General features: G+C 71.5%; 16 protein-coding genes. 9 read left to right on the plus strand and 7 right to left on the minus strand.

Going from position 1 to position 17046, the window contains the following annotated elements; translation table 11 throughout:
* Positions 1–181: 181 nt before the first annotated feature.
* The 7 genes from pflA to ACZ6J5_RS19920 all read left to right on the plus strand — a co-directional run bounded on the left by pflA (position 182) and on the right by ACZ6J5_RS19920 (position 6669).
* A complete protein-coding gene (gene pflA / locus ACZ6J5_RS19890) occupies positions 182–982 on the plus strand; it encodes a pyruvate formate-lyase-activating protein (RefSeq protein WP_469393226.1) in 801 nt (266 codons plus the stop codon).
* Between the two features lie 109 nt (positions 983–1091).
* Positions 1092–2378, plus strand: a complete 1287-nt coding sequence (locus ACZ6J5_RS19895; RefSeq protein ID WP_469393228.1) for an MFS transporter — start codon at positions 1092–1094, stop codon at positions 2376–2378.
* On the plus strand, positions 2375–4687 hold the full coding sequence (locus ACZ6J5_RS19900) for a molybdopterin oxidoreductase family protein (protein ID WP_469393230.1): 2313 nt from the start codon (positions 2375–2377) through the stop codon (positions 4685–4687). The genes ACZ6J5_RS19895 and ACZ6J5_RS19900 overlap by 4 nt, the downstream gene beginning before the upstream one ends.
* Before the next feature lie 7 nt (positions 4688–4694).
* Positions 4695–5294, plus strand: coding sequence for a 4Fe-4S dicluster domain-containing protein (locus ACZ6J5_RS19905; RefSeq protein ID WP_469393233.1), 600 nt, complete (start codon positions 4695–4697; stop codon positions 5292–5294).
* Positions 5291–5974 carry a QcrA and Rieske domain-containing protein gene (locus ACZ6J5_RS19910; protein WP_469393235.1) on the plus strand — a complete coding sequence of 228 codons (684 nt, stop codon included), beginning with the start codon at positions 5291–5293 and terminating at the stop codon, positions 5972–5974. The genes ACZ6J5_RS19905 and ACZ6J5_RS19910 overlap by 4 nt, the downstream gene beginning before the upstream one ends.
* Positions 5971–6378 carry a DUF6755 family protein gene (locus tag ACZ6J5_RS19915; protein WP_469393237.1) on the plus strand — a complete coding sequence of 136 codons (408 nt, stop codon included), beginning with the start codon at positions 5971–5973 and terminating at the stop codon, positions 6376–6378. Before ACZ6J5_RS19910 ends, ACZ6J5_RS19915 begins: the two co-directional genes overlap by 4 nt.
* Positions 6379–6453: 75 nt before the next feature.
* Positions 6454–6669, plus strand: coding sequence for a hypothetical protein (locus ACZ6J5_RS19920; RefSeq protein ID WP_469393239.1), 216 nt, complete (start codon positions 6454–6456; stop codon positions 6667–6669).
* A gap of 19 nt (positions 6670–6688) precedes the next feature.
* On the opposite strand, the gene mscL is transcribed toward ACZ6J5_RS19920, so the two are convergent.
* From mscL to ACZ6J5_RS19950, 6 genes are all read right to left on the minus strand, one after another.
* Positions 6689–7177 (minus strand): large conductance mechanosensitive channel protein MscL, encoded by a 489-nt coding sequence (gene mscL, locus ACZ6J5_RS19925; protein WP_469393241.1) that lies wholly within the window; start codon positions 7175–7177, stop codon positions 6689–6691.
* A gap of 111 nt (positions 7178–7288) precedes the next feature.
* On the minus strand, positions 7289–7837 hold the full coding sequence (locus ACZ6J5_RS19930; RefSeq protein WP_469393243.1) for a hypothetical protein: 549 nt from the start codon (positions 7835–7837) through the stop codon (positions 7289–7291).
* A gap of 216 nt (positions 7838–8053) precedes the next feature.
* Positions 8054–8896 (minus strand): S-methyl-5'-thioadenosine phosphorylase, encoded by an 843-nt coding sequence (locus tag ACZ6J5_RS19935; RefSeq protein WP_469393245.1) that lies wholly within the window; start codon positions 8894–8896, stop codon positions 8054–8056.
* Positions 8897–8981: 85 nt separating this feature from the next.
* The gene (locus ACZ6J5_RS19940) at positions 8982–9311 is read right to left on the minus strand and encodes an FmdB family zinc ribbon protein (protein WP_469393247.1); all 330 of its coding nucleotides are present in this window, start codon (positions 9309–9311) and stop codon (positions 8982–8984) included.
* Positions 9312–9379: 68 nt separating this feature from the next.
* Positions 9380–10657: an MFS transporter gene (locus ACZ6J5_RS19945; protein ID WP_469393248.1), complete on the minus strand. Its 1278-nt coding sequence runs from the start codon at positions 10655–10657 to the stop codon at positions 9380–9382.
* Between the two features lie 249 nt (positions 10658–10906).
* On the minus strand, positions 10907–12466 hold the full coding sequence (locus ACZ6J5_RS19950; RefSeq protein WP_469393581.1) for a potassium/proton antiporter: 1560 nt from the start codon (positions 12464–12466) through the stop codon (positions 10907–10909).
* 235 nt (positions 12467–12701) lie between these two features.
* On the opposite strand from ACZ6J5_RS19950, the gene ACZ6J5_RS19955 reads away from it, so the two are divergent.
* On the plus strand, positions 12702–15419 hold the full coding sequence (locus tag ACZ6J5_RS19955; protein ID WP_469393250.1) for a penicillin acylase family protein: 2718 nt from the start codon (positions 12702–12704) through the stop codon (positions 15417–15419).
* 19 nt (positions 15420–15438) lie between these two features.
* On the opposite strand, the gene ACZ6J5_RS19960 is transcribed toward ACZ6J5_RS19955, so the two are convergent.
* Positions 15439–16002, minus strand: a complete 564-nt coding sequence (locus ACZ6J5_RS19960) for a 5-formyltetrahydrofolate cyclo-ligase (RefSeq protein WP_469393252.1) — start codon at positions 16000–16002, stop codon at positions 15439–15441.
* A gap of 144 nt (positions 16003–16146) precedes the next feature.
* Between ACZ6J5_RS19960 and galU the strand changes: the two genes are divergently transcribed.
* Complete coding sequence (galU, locus tag ACZ6J5_RS19965; RefSeq protein ID WP_469393254.1) at positions 16147–17046, plus strand: UTP--glucose-1-phosphate uridylyltransferase GalU; 900 nt, start codon at positions 16147–16149, stop codon at positions 17044–17046.

Here is a 17046-nt window from a genome sequence, read left to right on the forward strand (position 1 = left end):
GCCCGCCCCAGACCGCGCGGCCCCGGGGCCCGAACCCTCGACCCTCACCCGGGCCCCGGAGCCGCGCGCGACTCCCGACCCGGGCCGGCCCTCACCGGCCGGCCCGGCCGCACCACCGCTTCACCCCCGTACCTCCCCCGCACCACCTCTACTTCCATCCGCCCGGACAGGAGGCCCTGCCATGACTGTGCTCCTCGGCTCGGACATTCCGACCCTTCCCGCCACCCTGGCAGCCGCGGCCACGCAGCGGCCCTCGGAGGGCTCCGTGCACTCCTGGGACCTGTCCACCGGCGTCGACGGCCCCGGCACCCGCTTCGTCACCTTCCTCTCGGGCTGCCCCCTCACATGCCTGTACTGCCACAACCCCGACACCTGGCGGATGCGCAACGGCAAGCGCACCTCGGCCGACGACGTGATCGCGGAGGCGAGCAAGTACACCCGCTTCATCTCGGCGTCCGGCGGCGGGGCCACCGTCTCGGGCGGCGAACCCCTGCTCCAGCCCGTCTTCACCGGTGAGCTCCTGCACCGGATGAAGCACGAGCTCGGGCTGCACACGGCCCTGGACACCTCGGGCTTCCTGGGCGTGCGCGCCACCGACGCCCTGCTGCGCGACACCGACCTGGTCCTTCTCGACATCAAGTCCTGGGACCCGGAGACGTACAAGAAGGTGACCGGCCGGCCGCTGCGGCCGACGCTGGACTTCGCCCGGCGTCTCGCCGACCTCGGCCAGGAGGTCCACGTCCGCTTCGTGCTCGTCCCGGGGCTGACCGACGACCCCGCGAACGTCGAGGGAGTCGCCGCCTTCGCCGCAGGTCTCGGCAATGTCTCCCGCGTGGATGTCCTTCCCTTCCACAAGCTCGGCGAAGCGAAGTGGCAGGCACTCGCCAAGCCCTTCACCCTCCACGACACCCCGTCGCCGACCCCCGAGCAGGTCACCGCCGTGCGCGAGGTCTTCCTGTCCCACGGGCTCTACGCCGTGTGAGGGACGTGCGGGCCGCCCTGACCAGGCGCCCGCGGGCAGCCGGGTGGACGCTCACCCGGCTGCATAGCAAAACAGGACAAACGCGAACCACTCGCCCTACGGTGACCGCGTGACCGAGCCACCGCAGGCACCCGCCGAGCCGCCCCAGGCCGCCGCCGGAACGCCGACCGCCCCCGCCGCCCCGCCGCCGCAGACCCCCGCCCAGGTACGCCGCCGCGCGAGCCTGGCGGGGGTCGTCGTCTCCCTCCTGCTGATCCTCGCGATCGTGCTGGGCAGCCGGCTGCTCCGCGATTTCGACTCGGCCCTGCTGCCGTACGCGGTCGCCACGGTCTTCCTCGCCTTCGGCATCGCCTACCGCTACACCGTGTGGATCTCCGCGCCCGGCGCCCGGCGCCTGTTCCGGCAGGGCTGGAGCGCCTTCTTCTCCGTCGAGAACTTCCGCCGGGCGCCCACCGCCCTGCCCCGGATGATCGCCACCTATCTCGGCTTCCAGAAGTTCCTCGGCGCCCGCTCGCACGCCCGCTGGGCCGCCCACCAGCTGATCTTCTGGGGCTGCGTGCTCGCCGCCCTGATCACCTTCCCGCTGACCTGGGGCTGGTTCACCTTCACCTCGGCCACCGGCTCGGGCCCCGGCTACGAGATGCGGATCTGGGGCTTCAAGGTCCTCGGCTTCGACTCGCTGAACATCATCGGCTGGCTGATGTTCCACGGCCTGGACGTCGCCGCCGTCCTCGTCATCCCCGGCGCCTCCTACTTCCTCTGGCGCCGCATGCGGGACCGCGGCGCCATCACCGGCCAGCGCTTCGCCTACGACCTGATCCCGCTGATCGCCCTCATCGTGATCTCGGTGACCGGCCTGCTGCTCACCTTCTCCTCGATCTTCCTGCACGGTGGCGGCTACCAGTTCCTGGCGATCCTCCACATGGTCTCGGTGGTCTTCACCCTGATCTACATCCCGTTCGGGAAGTTCTTCCACATCGTGCAGCGCCCGGCGGCCGTCGGGATGCAGCTGTTCAAGTACACGGCCCGGCAGAAGGCGGCGGCGAGCCCCGACGAGGTGGCCGCCATGGAAGCGGTGGCCGCCGGCACGGGCGCCACGCCGATGGCGGAGACGGCGGCGGGCCCGGCCGGACCCGGGGGCGCGGACCCGACGGCGGCAGGCGCCGCCACGACGAGCCCACCCGTTCCACCCGCCCATCCCGGCGCGGAGGACGGCCTCCTCGCCTGCCGCCGCTGCGGCGAGCCCATCGACGCCGCCCCCTACGTCGAGAACCTCAAGGGCACCATGCGCGACCTCCGCCTCGACTTCGACGAATGGGCCGAGTACTGCCCCCGCTGCAAGCGCGTCCTGCGCGGCAACGCCTACCTCACCCACGTCAAGAAGGGCTACAAGTGACGCACGCGCAGGCCGGGCAGCCGCTCCCCATCGACCCCTCCGTCGCCCCGCCCGGCACCCGGAACTTCCGCGACGCCGGAGGCATCCCCGCCGACCGCTGGCACGCCGACCAGAACGGCGAGACCCTCGTCCCCACCCACTGCTGCTTCTGTGGCGTCCAGTGCGGCATGTACCTGCGGGTCGACCACTCCGGGAAGGTCTTCGGCGTCGAGCCCCGCAACCACGACATCAACCGGATGCGGCTCTGCCCCAAGGGCATCAACGCCTACCAGCAGGTCAACCACCCCGACCGGCTCACCGCCCCGCTCATGCGCCGCAGCCGCGACGAGGCCTTCCGCGAGGTCAGCTGGGAGGAGGCGCTCGACTTCACCGTCTCCGAGATCCGCCGCATCCAGGACACCTACGGCAACGACGCCTTCGGCCTGCTCGGCGGCGCCAGCCTCTTCTCCGAGAAGACCTATCTCGTCGGCAAGTTCGCCCGGGTCGCCCTGAAGAGCCGGCACGTCGACTACAACGGGCGGCTCTGCATGGTCTCCGCCGCCGGCGCCAACAAGCTCGCCTTCGGCATCGACCGGGCCGGCAACCCCTTCTCCGACATCCTCCTCACCGACTGCCTGCTGATCGCCGGCTCCAACGTCGGCGAGTGCTTCCCCGTGATGACCCAGTACCTCTGGGGCGCCCGGGACCGGGGCGCCACCCTGATCGTCGTCGACCCGCGCGAGACCCCCATCGCCCGCACCGCCGACGTCCACGTCGCCCTCAAGCCCGGCACCGACTCCGCCTTCTTCAACGCCGTCCTCCACGTCGTCGTCGCCGAGGGCCTCACCGACGAGGCGTACCTCGCCGCGCACACCACCGGCTGGGACGAGGTCAAGCGGACCGTCGCCGACTACCCGCCCGCCCGCTCGGCCGAGATCTGCGGCGTCCCCGAGGAGCAGATCCGCCAGGTCGCCCGCATGTTCGCCGGCGCCGACCGGGCCATGGCCTGGCACGCCCGAGGCGTCGAACACCACTCCCAGGGCGTCGAGAACTGCCTGTCGATCATCAACCTCTGCGTCGCCGCCGGACACATCGGCCGCCCCGGCGCCGGCTACGGCACCATCACCGGACAGGGCAACGGCCAGGGCGGACGCGAGCACGGCCAGAAGTCCGACATGCTCCCCGGCGGCCGGAACATCTCCAACCCCGAACACCGCCGCCAGATCTGCGAGATCTGGGGCATCGACGAGGCCGAACTGCCCCCGGCCGGCACCTCCATGATGGAGATGGTCTGGCAGATGCAGCGCCGCGAGATCCGCGGCCTCATCGGCATCTGCAACAACCCCTTCGTCTCCCTCCCCAACTACGCCACCGTCAAGGACGGCTACGACACCGCCGAGTTCCACGCCCAGTTCGACTTCTTCCTCTCCGAGACCGCGGCCAACGCCCACGTCGTCTTCCCCGTCACCGTCTGGGCCGAGGACGAAGGCGTCATGGCCAACGCCGAGGCCCGCGTCGTCAAGCACAACAAGGCCCAGGAACCGCCCGCCGGCGTCCGCACCGACACCTGGGTCATCTGCGAACTCGCCAAGCGCCTCGGCGTCGCCGACAAATTCGACTTCCCCGACTCGCGCGCCGTCTTCGAGGAGCTGCGCGTCGCCTCCGCCGGCACGGTCAACGACTACTACGGCATCACCTACGAGCGGCTGGAGGAGACCGGCGGCATCGCCTGGCCCTGCCCCGACACCCGGCACCCCGGCACCCCCCGCCTCTTCGAGGACGGCCGGACCTACCACCCCGACGGCAAGATCCACCTCCAGGTCGTCGAATGGCACCCGCCCATGGACCCCTACAGCGAGGAATACCCCCTCTCCCTGACCACCGGGCGCACCGTCGCCCACTTCCTCTCCGGCAACCAGACCCGCCGCCTGGGCGCCCTCGTCGAACAGACCCCCCGCCCCTGGGTGGAGGTCCACCCCGCCCTCGGCTTCCGCAACGGCGACCCGGTCCGCGTCGTCACCCGCCGCGGCAGCGAGGTCTTCCCCGCCCTGGTCACCGAAGCCATCCGCCCCGACACCCTGTTCATCCCGTACCACTGGCCCGTGCCCACCTCGGCCAACGCACTGACCATCGACGCCCTCGACCCGCGCTCCAAGATCCCCGAGTACAAGGTCTGCGCCGCCCGCGTCGAGCCGGCCGAGCGCGTCGACGAGGTCCCCGCGCCCCCCACCGCCCCCGGCCAGCTCGCCTACCCGGAGACCCAGGTCTCCCGCGACGACCCCCTGCCCCCCTCGGCCCCCCAGGGCCGAGGCACCTCGGAGAGGAGCTGACACGCACATGATGGGCCGCACCATTTTCATCGACCCCGGCCGCTGCATCGGCTGCCAGGCCTGCGTCTCCGCCTGCCGCGAATGCGACTCGCACCGCGGCAAGTCGATGATCCACCTCGACTACCCCGACGAGGGGCGCTCCGTCGCCTCCCTCCCCACCGTCTGCATGCACTGCGAGGACCCGGTCGCCCCCTGCGCCGAGGTCTGCCCCGCCGACGCCATCCTCGTCACCGCCGACGGTGTCGTGCAGCAGGCCGACACCAGCCGCTGCATCGGCTGCGCCAACTGCGTCAACGCCTGCCCGTTCGGTGTCCCGAAGATCGACCTCCAGGCGAAGCTGCAGATGAAGTGCAACCTCTGCTACGACCGCACCGCCTACGGCCTCGCCCCCATGTGCGCCACCGTCTGCCCCACCGGCGCCCTCTTCTACGGGACTCTTGAGGAGCTGCGCGCCGAACGCCCCGGCGTCCAGGTCGCCGACTCCTTCACCTTCGGCGCCACCACCGTCTCCACCGGCGTGGCGATGGTCGTCCCCGCCGACAAGGTCCAATGGCCGGTCCCCGGCGGTCTGCCCATCGTCGAAGTCAACGGAGTGGACGTCCGATGAGCCTCACCGAACAGCCCCCCGACCCCGGCACCGAGGCACCCGACGCCGAAGCGCCCGACGCCGCCCAGGCGGCCCTCCGCGACCGGGTCTCGGCCGACTCCCTCACCACCCGCCGCGACTACCTGCGGATCGTCGCCACCGTCTCAGGCGGCCTCGCTGTCGGCGGCATCGGCGTCGCCTCCGGCATCCTGCACCGCCACGGCGACAGCGACGGGGCCCCCGAACCCAAGAAGATCGCCGACTCGCTCCCGCCCGGCGAGTCGATCGCCTTCCGCTACCCGGAGGACGAGGACCGCGCCGTGGCCATCCGCCTCGCGGACGGCACCCTCGCCGGCTACTCCGCCGTCTGCACCCACCTGGCCTGCGCCGTGCTCTGGCGCAAGGACCGGGGGAGCGAGGGCGAGCTGTACTGCCCCTGCCACGAGGGGATCTTCGACGCCCGCACCGGCGAGGTGACCGCGGGCCCGCCGCCCCGGCCGCTGCCCAAGGTCCTCCTCGTCGAAGGCACCGACGGCAGTGTCTGGGCCGTCGGCACCACACGCTCCGGCGAGAGCGTCCAGGAAGGGCTCTGCCGCCAGCTGGGCGAGGACCGTCCCGGGCTCGCGGGGCGCCTCGGCTGCCCCGGTGCCGGCGGCGGCAGCCCGCTCGACAGCACCCTGGAGAGGAGCCGCCGGACATGACCGACACCCCCTTCCCCAAGGACCCGGCCGCCCCGGGCCACCCGCCGGAGCCCCCGCCCCGGCCCGCCTACACCCCCGGGAGCGCCCAGCCGCGGCTCAACCGCCCGGTCCACGAGCGCTACCCCCAGATCCGCCCCACCAGCGGCTACGGCGACCCCCGGATCCGGAACACCGGCCCCGGCCCGGGCGCCGGGAGCGAGCAGGAGCCCGAACGCTCCTCCAAGCTCACCGCCCGCCTGGTGCTGGCCCTCACCGTCGTCGTGGGCCAGCTGTGGGGTCTGACGATCGTGGTCGACGAGTGGATGGCCGGCGACACCGGCACCGCCTGGTGGGGCGCGGGCTTCCTCGTCCTGTCGTTCCTCGTGGTCCTCGGACTGTGGCGGCTCGACCCGAAGGACCGCTGACCCGCCCCCGCGCCCGCCCCGCGAGACCCCCGGACGGGCCGGTACGGGGCGGGGGCCCCGGCGTACCCTGAAGACATGAGCACCGCCCCCGACCCCGGACCGCGCGCAGCGAAGCAGTCCGACTCGCGACCCGATCCCCGGCCCAGGCCGGCGCTGGTCTTCGACGATCCGCTGGACCAGCAGTCCGCGGACGACACGGACCGGGGCTGGGGCGAGCGGCCTCCCGCCGGCGGCGACAGCGCCGCCGACCTCGCGCGCTTCCTCGACGAGAAGCCGCCGCACCACCTCTGACGCCGGCGCGGGCCGTCGGTCAGGAGGTGGGGTGCGCCCCGGTGCCCGCGCCGGAGGACGGACCCCGCTGCGCGACCAGCGTGTCGCGGATCTCCTTGAGCACCTCCAGCTCGCTGATCTCCATGGTCTCCTGGACGCCTTCCTTCGCCTTCTCGTGCGCGGCGCGCTTGGCCAGCACCTTGGCCATCGGCAGCACCATCAGGAAGTAGACGACGGCCGCGGTGATGATGAAGCTGAGGATGGCGCTGAGGACCAGGCCCCACTCCAGCTGGATGCCCTGCATCTCGCCGTTCACGACCTTGCACGGGGCCTTGAGGCAGGACTTGTAGCTCTCCAGGTCCTTGGTGCCGAAGGCGCCGACGATCGGGTTGATGATGCCCTTCACCACCGAGTTCACGATGTTGGTGAACGCGGCACCGATGACGACCGCCACGGCCAGGTCGATGACATTGCCCCGCATGAGGAAGGCCTTGAAGCCCTCCAGCACGCTTTCCTTCTTCGCGCTCACCGTGGTGCCCTTCGTCTTGTGTGCAGTGTGCGGAGCCATTACGCCGCGATCGGCGCAGGGGCGTCCAATCCGTACACACGGGATGGTGACTTGACAGGGCGTCAGTGCGAATCAGCACACGATCACCGCCAGTTGGGACGTCATGCCCGCACCGGCGAGCTCGGCCGCCGTCGACCGGGGAAGGGACAGGACCACCAACGCGCCGTCGCCCGAAGGAGTCCCGCCCGGGTCCGGCACCTCGGCCACCCGGACGCCCGAGGCCACCACCCGCGCCTCGTCGGCCCGCCCCGCGGCGCCAGGTGCCGCGCCCGGAGCGGCGATCACGTCCACCCGGTCGCCGGGCCGCAGCAGCCGCACGGTCTCCGCGTCGGCGATCCGCACCGGGGCCGACACCAGGGGCGCGACGGGCGGCCGGTGCCGCTCCTGCGCCGGGGGACGGGGCGGCGGCGGGGCGGCCAGGTCGTCGGCCCCGGCCGCGCCGGCCGCCGCCAGCGTCGCGGCCGTCAGCGCCAGCACCGCGGCCGGGGCCAGCCGCCTGCGCCGCAGGGCACGCCGCAGCCGGAGCCGGCCGCCGCGCACCCGCAGCGGATCGAACGCGGGGACGCCGCACGGCGCGGGGACCGAGGCGCGGGTATGGGGGAGACAGGAGTCGGAGTTCATCGCGGATACCGCCCGTCGTGACATGAGCCGTCCGCCGGACCGTCCGGCGAACCGCACTCACCATCCCGCCCTCGCCGCGATCCCGCTCGGGGCTGTGGACGAGCGGGCCGCTGTGGACAACTTCCTCACCCCCGCGAGCGATTGCCGCCGTGCGACGGCGTCCGCGACGCTTGAACGAGTCCGGTCCCGCGGCGTGCTCCTCACCCCGCCGCGAGGTCAGGGCAGTTCGATCCCCAGGTCCCACCCGTCGTGGGCCCGGGTGCACAGGCAGTCCCGGTCGGCCGACGCGGGGAGCGCGCCCACCGCGTCGAAGAGCACCTCACGCAGCCGGCCCACGTTCTCGCCGAACACCCGCAGGACCTCGGAGTGCGAGACGCCGTCCCCCGTCTCCGCGCCGGCGTCCAGATCCGTCACCAGAGCGAAGGAGGTGTAGCAGAGTCCCAGTTCCCGGGCGAGTACGGCCTCGGGGTGGCCGGTCATGCCGACGATCGACCAACCCGCGGCCGCGTGCCACCGCGACTCGGCGCGGGTGGAGAAGCGCGGGCCCTCGACGACGACCATCGTGCCGCCGTCGACGGGTTCCCAGCCCCGTCCCCGGGCGGCCTTGAGGGCGACCCTGCGCCCGTCGGGGCAGTAGGGGTCGGCGAAGGTGACGTGGACCACGTTCGGGACGGCCCCGTCCGGGCGTGGCTCCCCGTCGAAGTAGGTCTGCGCGCGGGCCTTCGTCCGGTCGACCAGCTGGTCGGGCACGATGAGGGTGCCGGGGCCGTACTCCTCGCGCAGACCGCCCACCGCGCAGGGCCCGAGGACCTGCCGGACGCCGACCGAGCGCAGGGCCCAGAGGTTGGCGCGGTAGTTGATCCGGTGCGGAGGCACGCTGTGTCCGCGGCCGTGCCGGGGGAGGAAGGCGACCCGTCGGCCGGCGAGTTCGCCGAGGAAGAGGGAGTCGCTGGGGCTGCCGTACGGGGTGTCGACCGGCACCTCGGTCACATCGTCCAGGAAGGAGTAGAACCCCGAACCGCCGATCACACCGATGTCCGCGAACACGTCGCTCGTCATGGCGGTCACCCTAGCCGCAGGCCGCCCGGGAAAACGCGAGATGCCCTGCCGACGGTGATCGGCAGGGCAGCGCGGGAAAGGTGGATCAGGCCGCCGAAGTGGAGCTCGACGAGGCCGCCGGCTTCGAGTCCGAGGAGGACGAAGCCGAAGGGGTCGACGTCGACGAAGAAGAAGACGACGAGGTGGAGGACGACGACGAAGAGGACTTCGACGCGGCCGGCGAGCTGCTGGACGACGAGCCACGGCTGTCGTTCCGGTAGAAGCCGGAGCCCTTGAACACGATGCCGACGGCCGAGAACACCTTCTTCAGGCGTCCCTTGCAGTTCGGGCACTCGGTCAGAGCGTCATCCGTGAACTTCTGCACCGCCTCGAGGCCCTCGCCGCACTCGGTGCACTGGTACTGGTAGGTCGGCACTTGTCTTCCTCCTGGCACTCACACTCATCGAGTGCTAACGACGATCCATAGTGACGTATTCCGCCGGTTCAGTCCACCGTCACGGGAACTCGGTGACCCATGCCACGCGCGGCGACGAGGCCCGTGGTGCGCGGACGGAGCCGGGAGCGCAGGGTGATCAGGGTGATGAGGGCGAGCACGGTGCCCGCCATCGGCACCAGGAAACCGGTGCTCGCGCCGTGAGCGTCGGCCAGTCGGCCGGCGATGGTGACGGCGGCGGCCTGGCCGAGCGCGACCGCGCCGGTGAGCCAGGTGAAGGCCTCGGTGCGGGACGAGGCCGGGACCAGGGTCTCGACGATCGTGTACGCGGTGATCAGGGCCGGGGCGATGCACAGACCCACGATCAGGCCGAGCGCGCCGAGCAGCAGCACGGAGTGCGTGGTCCACAGGAGGGAGGCGGCGATGGTGAGACCGACGTAGCCGAGGATCAGCCGGCGGCGCGGGCCCATCTTCCAGGCGATGGTGCCGACGGCGATGCCGGCGATCATGTTGCCGGCGGCGAAGATGCCGTACAGCAGACCGTTGGCACCGGGGTTGCCGATCTCCTGGCTGAAGGCCGTGAGGGAGACCTGCATCCCGCCGAAGACCGAGCCGATGCCGAGGAGGGCGACGGCGAGGACCCGGACGCCGGGGATGGAGAGGGCCGAGCGGTGCGGCTCGCCGTCCGTGAGGCCGGCGGCGGCCACGCCGAAGGCGGGCTGGGTGCTGCGCTGGGCGGCGAAGAACAGGCCGCCGATCAGGGTGAGGGTGGCCTCGGCGATCAGGCCGGCGGCCGGGTGCACGCCGGTGCACAGGGCGGTGGCGAGGACCGGTCCGACGACGAAGGTGAACTCGTCGGTGACCGATTCGAAGGCCGCCGCGGTGGACATCAGGGGCGTGCCGTCCAGCTTGGCGGCCCAGCGGGACCGGACCATGGGGCCGACCTGCGGGACGGAGGCACCGGCGGGGACGGCCGCCAGGAACAGGGCCCACATCGGGGCGCCGGCCAGGGCCAGCGCGACGAGGAGGGAGACCGAGGCGGTGTGGACGAGTACACCGGGGATCAGGACGGCCCGCTGGCCGAAGCGGTCGGCCAGCTTGCCGGTCTGGGGGGCGAACAGCGCCATGGAGACGCCGGTCACGGCGGCCACGGCACCCGCGCTGCCGTAGGAGCCGGTGGTGTGCTGGACGAGCAGCACGATGCCGATGGTCAGCATCGCGAAGGGCTGCCTGGCCGCGAAGCCGGGCAGAACGAAGGAGAGAGCCCCCGGAGTGCGAAGCAGCGCGCCGTATCCGGGCCGCTTCTCGGGGACGACCGTGGACTCCACGGTCCATGCCTTTCCGCCGCCTGGTAGCGGGCCCGTGCACGGGTGGTGCGGGTATCGCCGAGAGCTGTCCTCTTGCGCGGAACTGCGGTAGATACCTGGCCCCACGATGGTGGAGGGCGCCTGGCCGCCATACGGTCGCGCCAGCTCTGCGTCAGGCAGAGTTGGTTCGATCAAGTGTGCCTTCATGGTACAGGGGAGGGCGTCTTCCCGCCTGGGAAAGCGCCCTCCGACCCGAATTAATGCCTGGGATTAACCGGATGTTCGCCGGAACGGGTTGGGAAACGAGCCTCGGGAGCGTTCCGGGGCGGCGATGGCGGTGGCGCCGCCGGTGCCCAGCCAGCCGGCCAGCTTGCCGCCCTGGCCGACCGCGCGCAGCCGGCGCTCGGTGGCGTCGCGCACGGGGTCGGTGGCGACCACCAGCAGCTCGTCCCCGCGGCGCAGCACGGTGGCGGGACCGGGGACGAAGCTGGCGTCCTCGCGGACGACCAGGGTGACGGCGGCGCCGGCCGGGAGCCGGAGCTCGGCGACCTCGACGCCGTGCATCTTGGACTTCTCCGGGATGGCGACGGAGAGCAGGTGTCCGCGCAGCCGCTCCAGGGGGGCGGACTCGACGCCGAGGTCGGCGGCCTCGGCCGAGTCGCCCAGTTTGAGGGCCTTGGCCAGCCAGGGCAGGGTCGGGCCCTGGACCAGGGTGTAGACGACCACGAGCACGAAGACGATGTTGAAGATCCGCTCGCTGCCCTCGATCCCCGAGACCATCGGGATGGTGGCGAGGATGATGGGCACCGCTCCGCGCAGGCCGGCCCAGGACATCAGGGCCTGCTCCTGCCAGGGGATGCGGAAGGGGAGGAGGCTGACGAAGACCTCCATGGGGCGGGCGACCATGGTGAGGACGAGGCCGATGATCACGGCCGGCCAGAAGTCGTTGCCGAGCTCGTGCGGGGTGACGAGCAGGCCGAGCAGGACGAACATGCCGATCTGCGCGATCCAGCCGAGGCCCTCGGCGAAGCCCCGGTTGGCGGGGGCGTGCGGCAGTTTGGCGTTGCCGAGCACCATCGAGGCCAGGTAGACGGCGAGGAAGCCCGAGCCGTGGGCCATGGCGCCGGCGGCGTAGGCGACGACGGCGATGGCCATGACGGCGATCGGGTAGAGACCGGAGGCGGGCAGCGCGATGTGACGCAGTCCATAGGCGCCGAGGAAGCCGACGGCGAGGCCGACGGCGACGCCGATGGCGAGCTCCAGGGCGATCTCGCCGACCAGCAGGTACCAGGCGTCGACGGGGCCGGCGGTGGAGAAGGCGACGACGAGGATGACGACGGGGGCGTCGTTGAAGCCGGACTCGGCCTCCAGGACGCCGGTGACCCGGGAGGGCAGCGGCACCTTGCGGAGCACGGAGAAGACGGCGGCGGCGTCGGTGGAGGAGACGACGGCGCCGATGATGAGGGCCTGCTGCCATTCCAGGCCGACGAGGTAGTGCGCGGCCGAGGCCGTGATGCCCACGCTCACCGCGACGCCGACGGTCGACAGTACGACCGCCGCGGGCAACGCGGGTTTGATCTCCTTCCACTTGGTGCCCAGGCCGCCCTCGGCCAGGATCACCACGAGTGCGGCATAGCCGATCACCTGGGTCAGTTCGGCGTTGTCGAAGGCGACGTTGCCGATGCCGTCCTGCCCCATGGCGACCCCGATCCCGAGATACAGCAGCAGGCTGGGGAGCCCGCTCCGGGAGGAGATCCGCACCGCCGCGACAGCGATGAGCAGTACGAGCGAGCAGATGAGCAGGAGTTCGTTGAGCTGGTGGACAGTCAGTGGCCGATCCTTCCCCTCACGCGCAGCTGGATCGTTCCTCCAGCGCCGGTACTTCGTTACCTTACCTAATCTTTAACGCTTTCTTGACGCCTCCTTGGTGTTACATCGCACAGTCGTACGTATAAGTACGGTTCTCCTGACGGTTCTCTTCCTGACACCGCGTCCAGGCCTTCCTGGCGCTGCGCCTAAGGTTGCTCCCGTACTCCAGGACCACCCTGCCCCTCGAAGGACAGCGATGCCCTCCAACACGACCGCGCCCCCCGCCAAGAAGAAGGGGCGGCGTGCCCGCCTGATCGTCCTCGTCCTGGTCCTCGCGCTGGTCGCGGGCGTCGGGTACGGGGCGTACTGGGGCGTCAGCACCGTCCGGGGCTCGTTCCCGCAGACCACGGGCACCCTCCGGATCGACAAGCTCTCCGGACCGGTGGAGGTGAAGCGCGACGCTTACGGCGTCCCGCAGATCTACGCCGACAGCGAGGCCGACCTCTTCCGCGCCCAGGGCTACGTCCAGGCGCAGGACCGCTTCTACGAGATGGACGTCCGCCGTCACATGACGGCCGGCCGCCTCTCCGAGATGTTCGGCAAGAGCCAGGTCGACACCGACGCCTTCCTACGGACGCTCGGCTGGCGGCAGGTCGCGCAGGAGGAGTACGACAAGGTCCTGTCGGCGGACACCAAGAAGAACCTCCAGGCCTACGCCGAGGGCGTCAACGCCTACCTCAAGGACCGGGACCCCTCGGACATCTCCGTCGAGTACGCGGCGCTGGCCTTCACCGGCGACTACACGATCGAGCCGTGGAGCCCGGTGGACTCGGTGGCCTGGCTCAAGGCGATGGCCTGGGACCTGCGCGGCAACATGCAGGACGAGATCGACCGTTCGCTGATGGCCGCCCGGCTCACCCCGCAGCAGATCAAGGACCTCTACCCGGGCTACCCGTACGAGATCCACCAGCCGATCGTCTCCAAGGGCGCCGTCGACAAGATCACCGGGAAGTTCGACCCCAAGGCCGAGGCGCACGGCACGGGCGGCGGCTCCAGCGGCGCCGACGCGCTCGGCGGCACGCGGACCCAGCTCGCCCGGCTCTCCGACGCCCTCGACGAGATCCCCGCGCTGCTCGGCCCCAACGGCAACGGCATCGGCTCGAACTCCTGGGTCGTCTCCGGGAAGTACACGACCTCCGGCAAGCCGCTGCTCGCCAACGACCCGCACCTCGCGCCGATGCTGCCGTCGCTCTGGTACCAGATGGGCCTGCACTGCCGCTCCGTCTCGGCGACCTGCCGCTACGACGTCGCCGGCTACAGCTTCTCCGGCACCCCCGGCGTGATCATCGGCCACAACGACTCCATCGCCTGGGGCTTCACCAACCTCGGCGCCGACGTCACCGACCTCTACCTGGAGAAGATCGGCGAGCAGGGCTACCTGGTCGACGGCAAGGTCAAGCCGTTCCGCACCCGCGAGGAGACCATCAAGGTCGCCGGCGGCGGCGACCGCACCATCACGGTCCGCTCCACCGAACACGGCCCGCTGCTCTCCGACCGCTCCTCCGAGCTGGAGAAGGTCGGCCAGAGCGCCCCCGTCGGCAACGCCGCCCCCGACCGGGGCACCGGTTACGGGGTCGCGCTGCGCTGGACCGCGCTCCAGCCGGGCAAGTCGATGGACGCCGTCTTCGAGCTCAACCGCGCCAAGGACTTCACGAGCTTCCGCGCCGCGGCCAAGAACTTCGAGGTCCCCTCCCAGAACCTGATCTACGCCGACACCGAGGGCCACATCGGCTACCAGTCGCCCGGCAAGATCCCGGTCCGCAGCAAGGGCGACGGCACCCTGCCCGTGCCCGGCTGGGACTCCTCGTACGACTGGAAGGGCTACATCCCCTTCAAGGAGCTGCCCTACGAGTACGACCCGGCGCGCGGCTACATCGTGACCGCGAACCAGGCCGTCATCGACGAGAAGAAGTACCCCTACCTGCTCACCAAGGACTGGGGCTACGGCTCGCGCAGCCAGCGGATCAACGACCTCATCGAGTCGAAGATCAAGGACGGCGGCAAGATCTCGCCGGACGACATGCAGACCATGCAGATGGACAACCGCAGCGAGATCGCGACCCTGCTGAACCCGCTGCTGCTGAAGATCGACGTCGCCGACCCGCAGGTCCGCGAGGCGCAGAAGCTGCTGGAGGGCTGGGACTACACCCAGGAGCCCGACTCGGCCGCCGCCGCGTACTTCAACGCGGTCTGGCGCAACGTCCTCAAGCTGGCCTTCGGCAACAAGCTGCCCAAGGAGCTGCGCGTCGAGGGCGACTGCATCAACGTGCGCCGCACCGACGCGACCGGCCCGGTCGACGAGCAGAACAAGCTGGTCCGCGAGTGCGGCGACCGCGCCGCCGACTCGGCGCAGCCGGACGGCGGCGACCGCTGGTACGAGGTGGTCCGCCCGCTGCTGCAGCAGGAGAAGAGCGAGTGGTGGAAGACGCCGGGCGACCGGCTGAACGCCCCCACCGAGACCCGTGACCAGCTGCTCGCGCAGGCCATGAAGGACGCCCGCTGGGAGCTGACGGCCAAGCTCGGCAAGGACGTCTCGACCTGGAGCTGGGGCCGGCTGCACCAGCTGACGCTGAAGAACCAGACCCTCGGCACCGCGGGCCCCGGCCTCGTGCAGCAGCTGCTCAACCGCGGCCCGTGGAACCTGGGCGGCGGCGAGGCGGCCGTCAACGCCACCGGCTGGAACGCGGCCGGCGGCTACGACGTCATCTGGGTGCCCTCGATGCGGATGGTCGTCAACGTCGGCGACTGGGACAAGTCCCGGTGGATCAACCTCACCGGCGCCTCCGGCCACGCCTTCCACAGCCACTACACGGACCAGACCGACAAGTGGGTCAAGGGCGAGCTGCTGGACTGGGCGTACGGGAAGGCGGCGGTCGACGCCGCCACCAAGGACACCCTGACGCTCCAGCCCTAGGGCCGGAGCGCGGGGGGTGTCAGGGCGCGAAGCGCCGGACGCCCCCCGGGGTGACCACCGCGTGCACGGGGTGGTCGTGCGGTTCCTCCGGGACCCGCGCGACCACCTCGTTCGCGTAGAGGAGCACGACGAGCGGCGGGCGGGCCCCCGCGCGGGCGAGCCGGGCGAGGACGCGGTCGTACGAGCCGCCGCCGCGGCCGAGCCGCATCCCGCGCGCGTCGACGGCGAGCCCCGGCAGGAGCACCGCGTCGGCCGTGCGGACGGCGTCGGGGCCCAGGCGCTCGCCGACGGGTTCGAGCAGCCCGCGGCCGGCCTTGGCGAGCCGGTCGGGGCCCTCGTACGCGGCCCAGTCGAGGTCGTTGTCGGGCAGCAGTACGGGCAGCAGGACGCGTACGCCCCGCTCGCGCAGCGCGTCCAGGAGGGCGCGCGTGCCCGGTTCGCGCCCCACCGAGACGTACGCGGCGACGGTGCCGGCCCCGGCGAGCTCGGCGAGCTCCAGCGCGGAGTCCGCCAGGGCTTCGGCGGCCCGCGCGGTGTCGTCGGGCGTCAAGGCGGCGCGGGCGCCCAGGAGGGCGCGGCGCAAGACGGTCTTCTCGGACGGTTCCTGACCCGGATCCTGGCTCAACGCGGCTCGAATTCCTCTTGTATCGGGTGGTAGCGGTACGAGGTTGAAGAAGCTCACGGGATGCTCATCTTCCTCCCATACCGAACGGCTAGGGTGCAGCGCATGACTCAGACGCCGTCCCTCACCAAGGCTGTCATCCCGGCCGCCGGTCTCGGCACCCGGTTCCTCCCGGCGACCAAGGCGACGCCCAAGGAGATGCTTCCGGTCGTGGACAAACCGGCGATCCAGTACGTCGTCGAGGAGGCCGTCGCGGCCGGGCTCTCGGACGTCCTGATGGTCACCGGGCGCAACAAGCGGCCCCTGGAGGACCACTTCGACCGGAACTACGAGCTGGAGGAGGCGCTGAGCCGCAAGGGCGACGAGCAGCGCCTGGCGAAGGTGCAGGAGTCCAGCGACCTGGCGACCATGCACTACGTGCGCCAGGGCGACCCGCGCGGGCTCGGCCACGCGGTGCTGTGCGCGCAGCCGCACGTGGGCGACGAGCCCTTCGCCGTACTCCTGGGCGACGACCTGATCGACCCGCGCGACCCGCTGCTGGCGCGGATGGTCGAGGTCCGGGAGCGGTTCGGCGGCAGCGTGGTGGCGCTCATGGAGGTGGAGCCCTCGCAGATCCACCTCTACGGCTGCGCGGCGGTCGGCCCGACGGGCGAGTCGGACGTGGTGAAGGTGTCGGGCCTGGTGGAGAAGCCGGACCCGGCGGAGGCGCCCAGCACCTACGCGGTCATCGGCCGCTATGTCCTCGACCCGGCCGTCTTCGGGATACTGCGGGAGACCGAGCCGGGTCGCGGCGGGGAGATCCAGCTCACCGACGCCCTGCAGAAGCTGGTCCAGGACGAGCGGGTCGGCGGTCCGGTGCACGGCGTGGTCTTCAAGGGCCGGCGCTACGACACCGGGGACCGCGGCGACTATCTGCGTGCCATTGTCAGACTGGCGTGCGAACGTGAAGATCTGGGACCGGACTTCCGGACCTGGCTCCGCAGGTACGTCAACGAGGAGATGTAG

It is taken from the genome of Streptomyces sp. NPDC042100, from assembly GCF_055582325.1.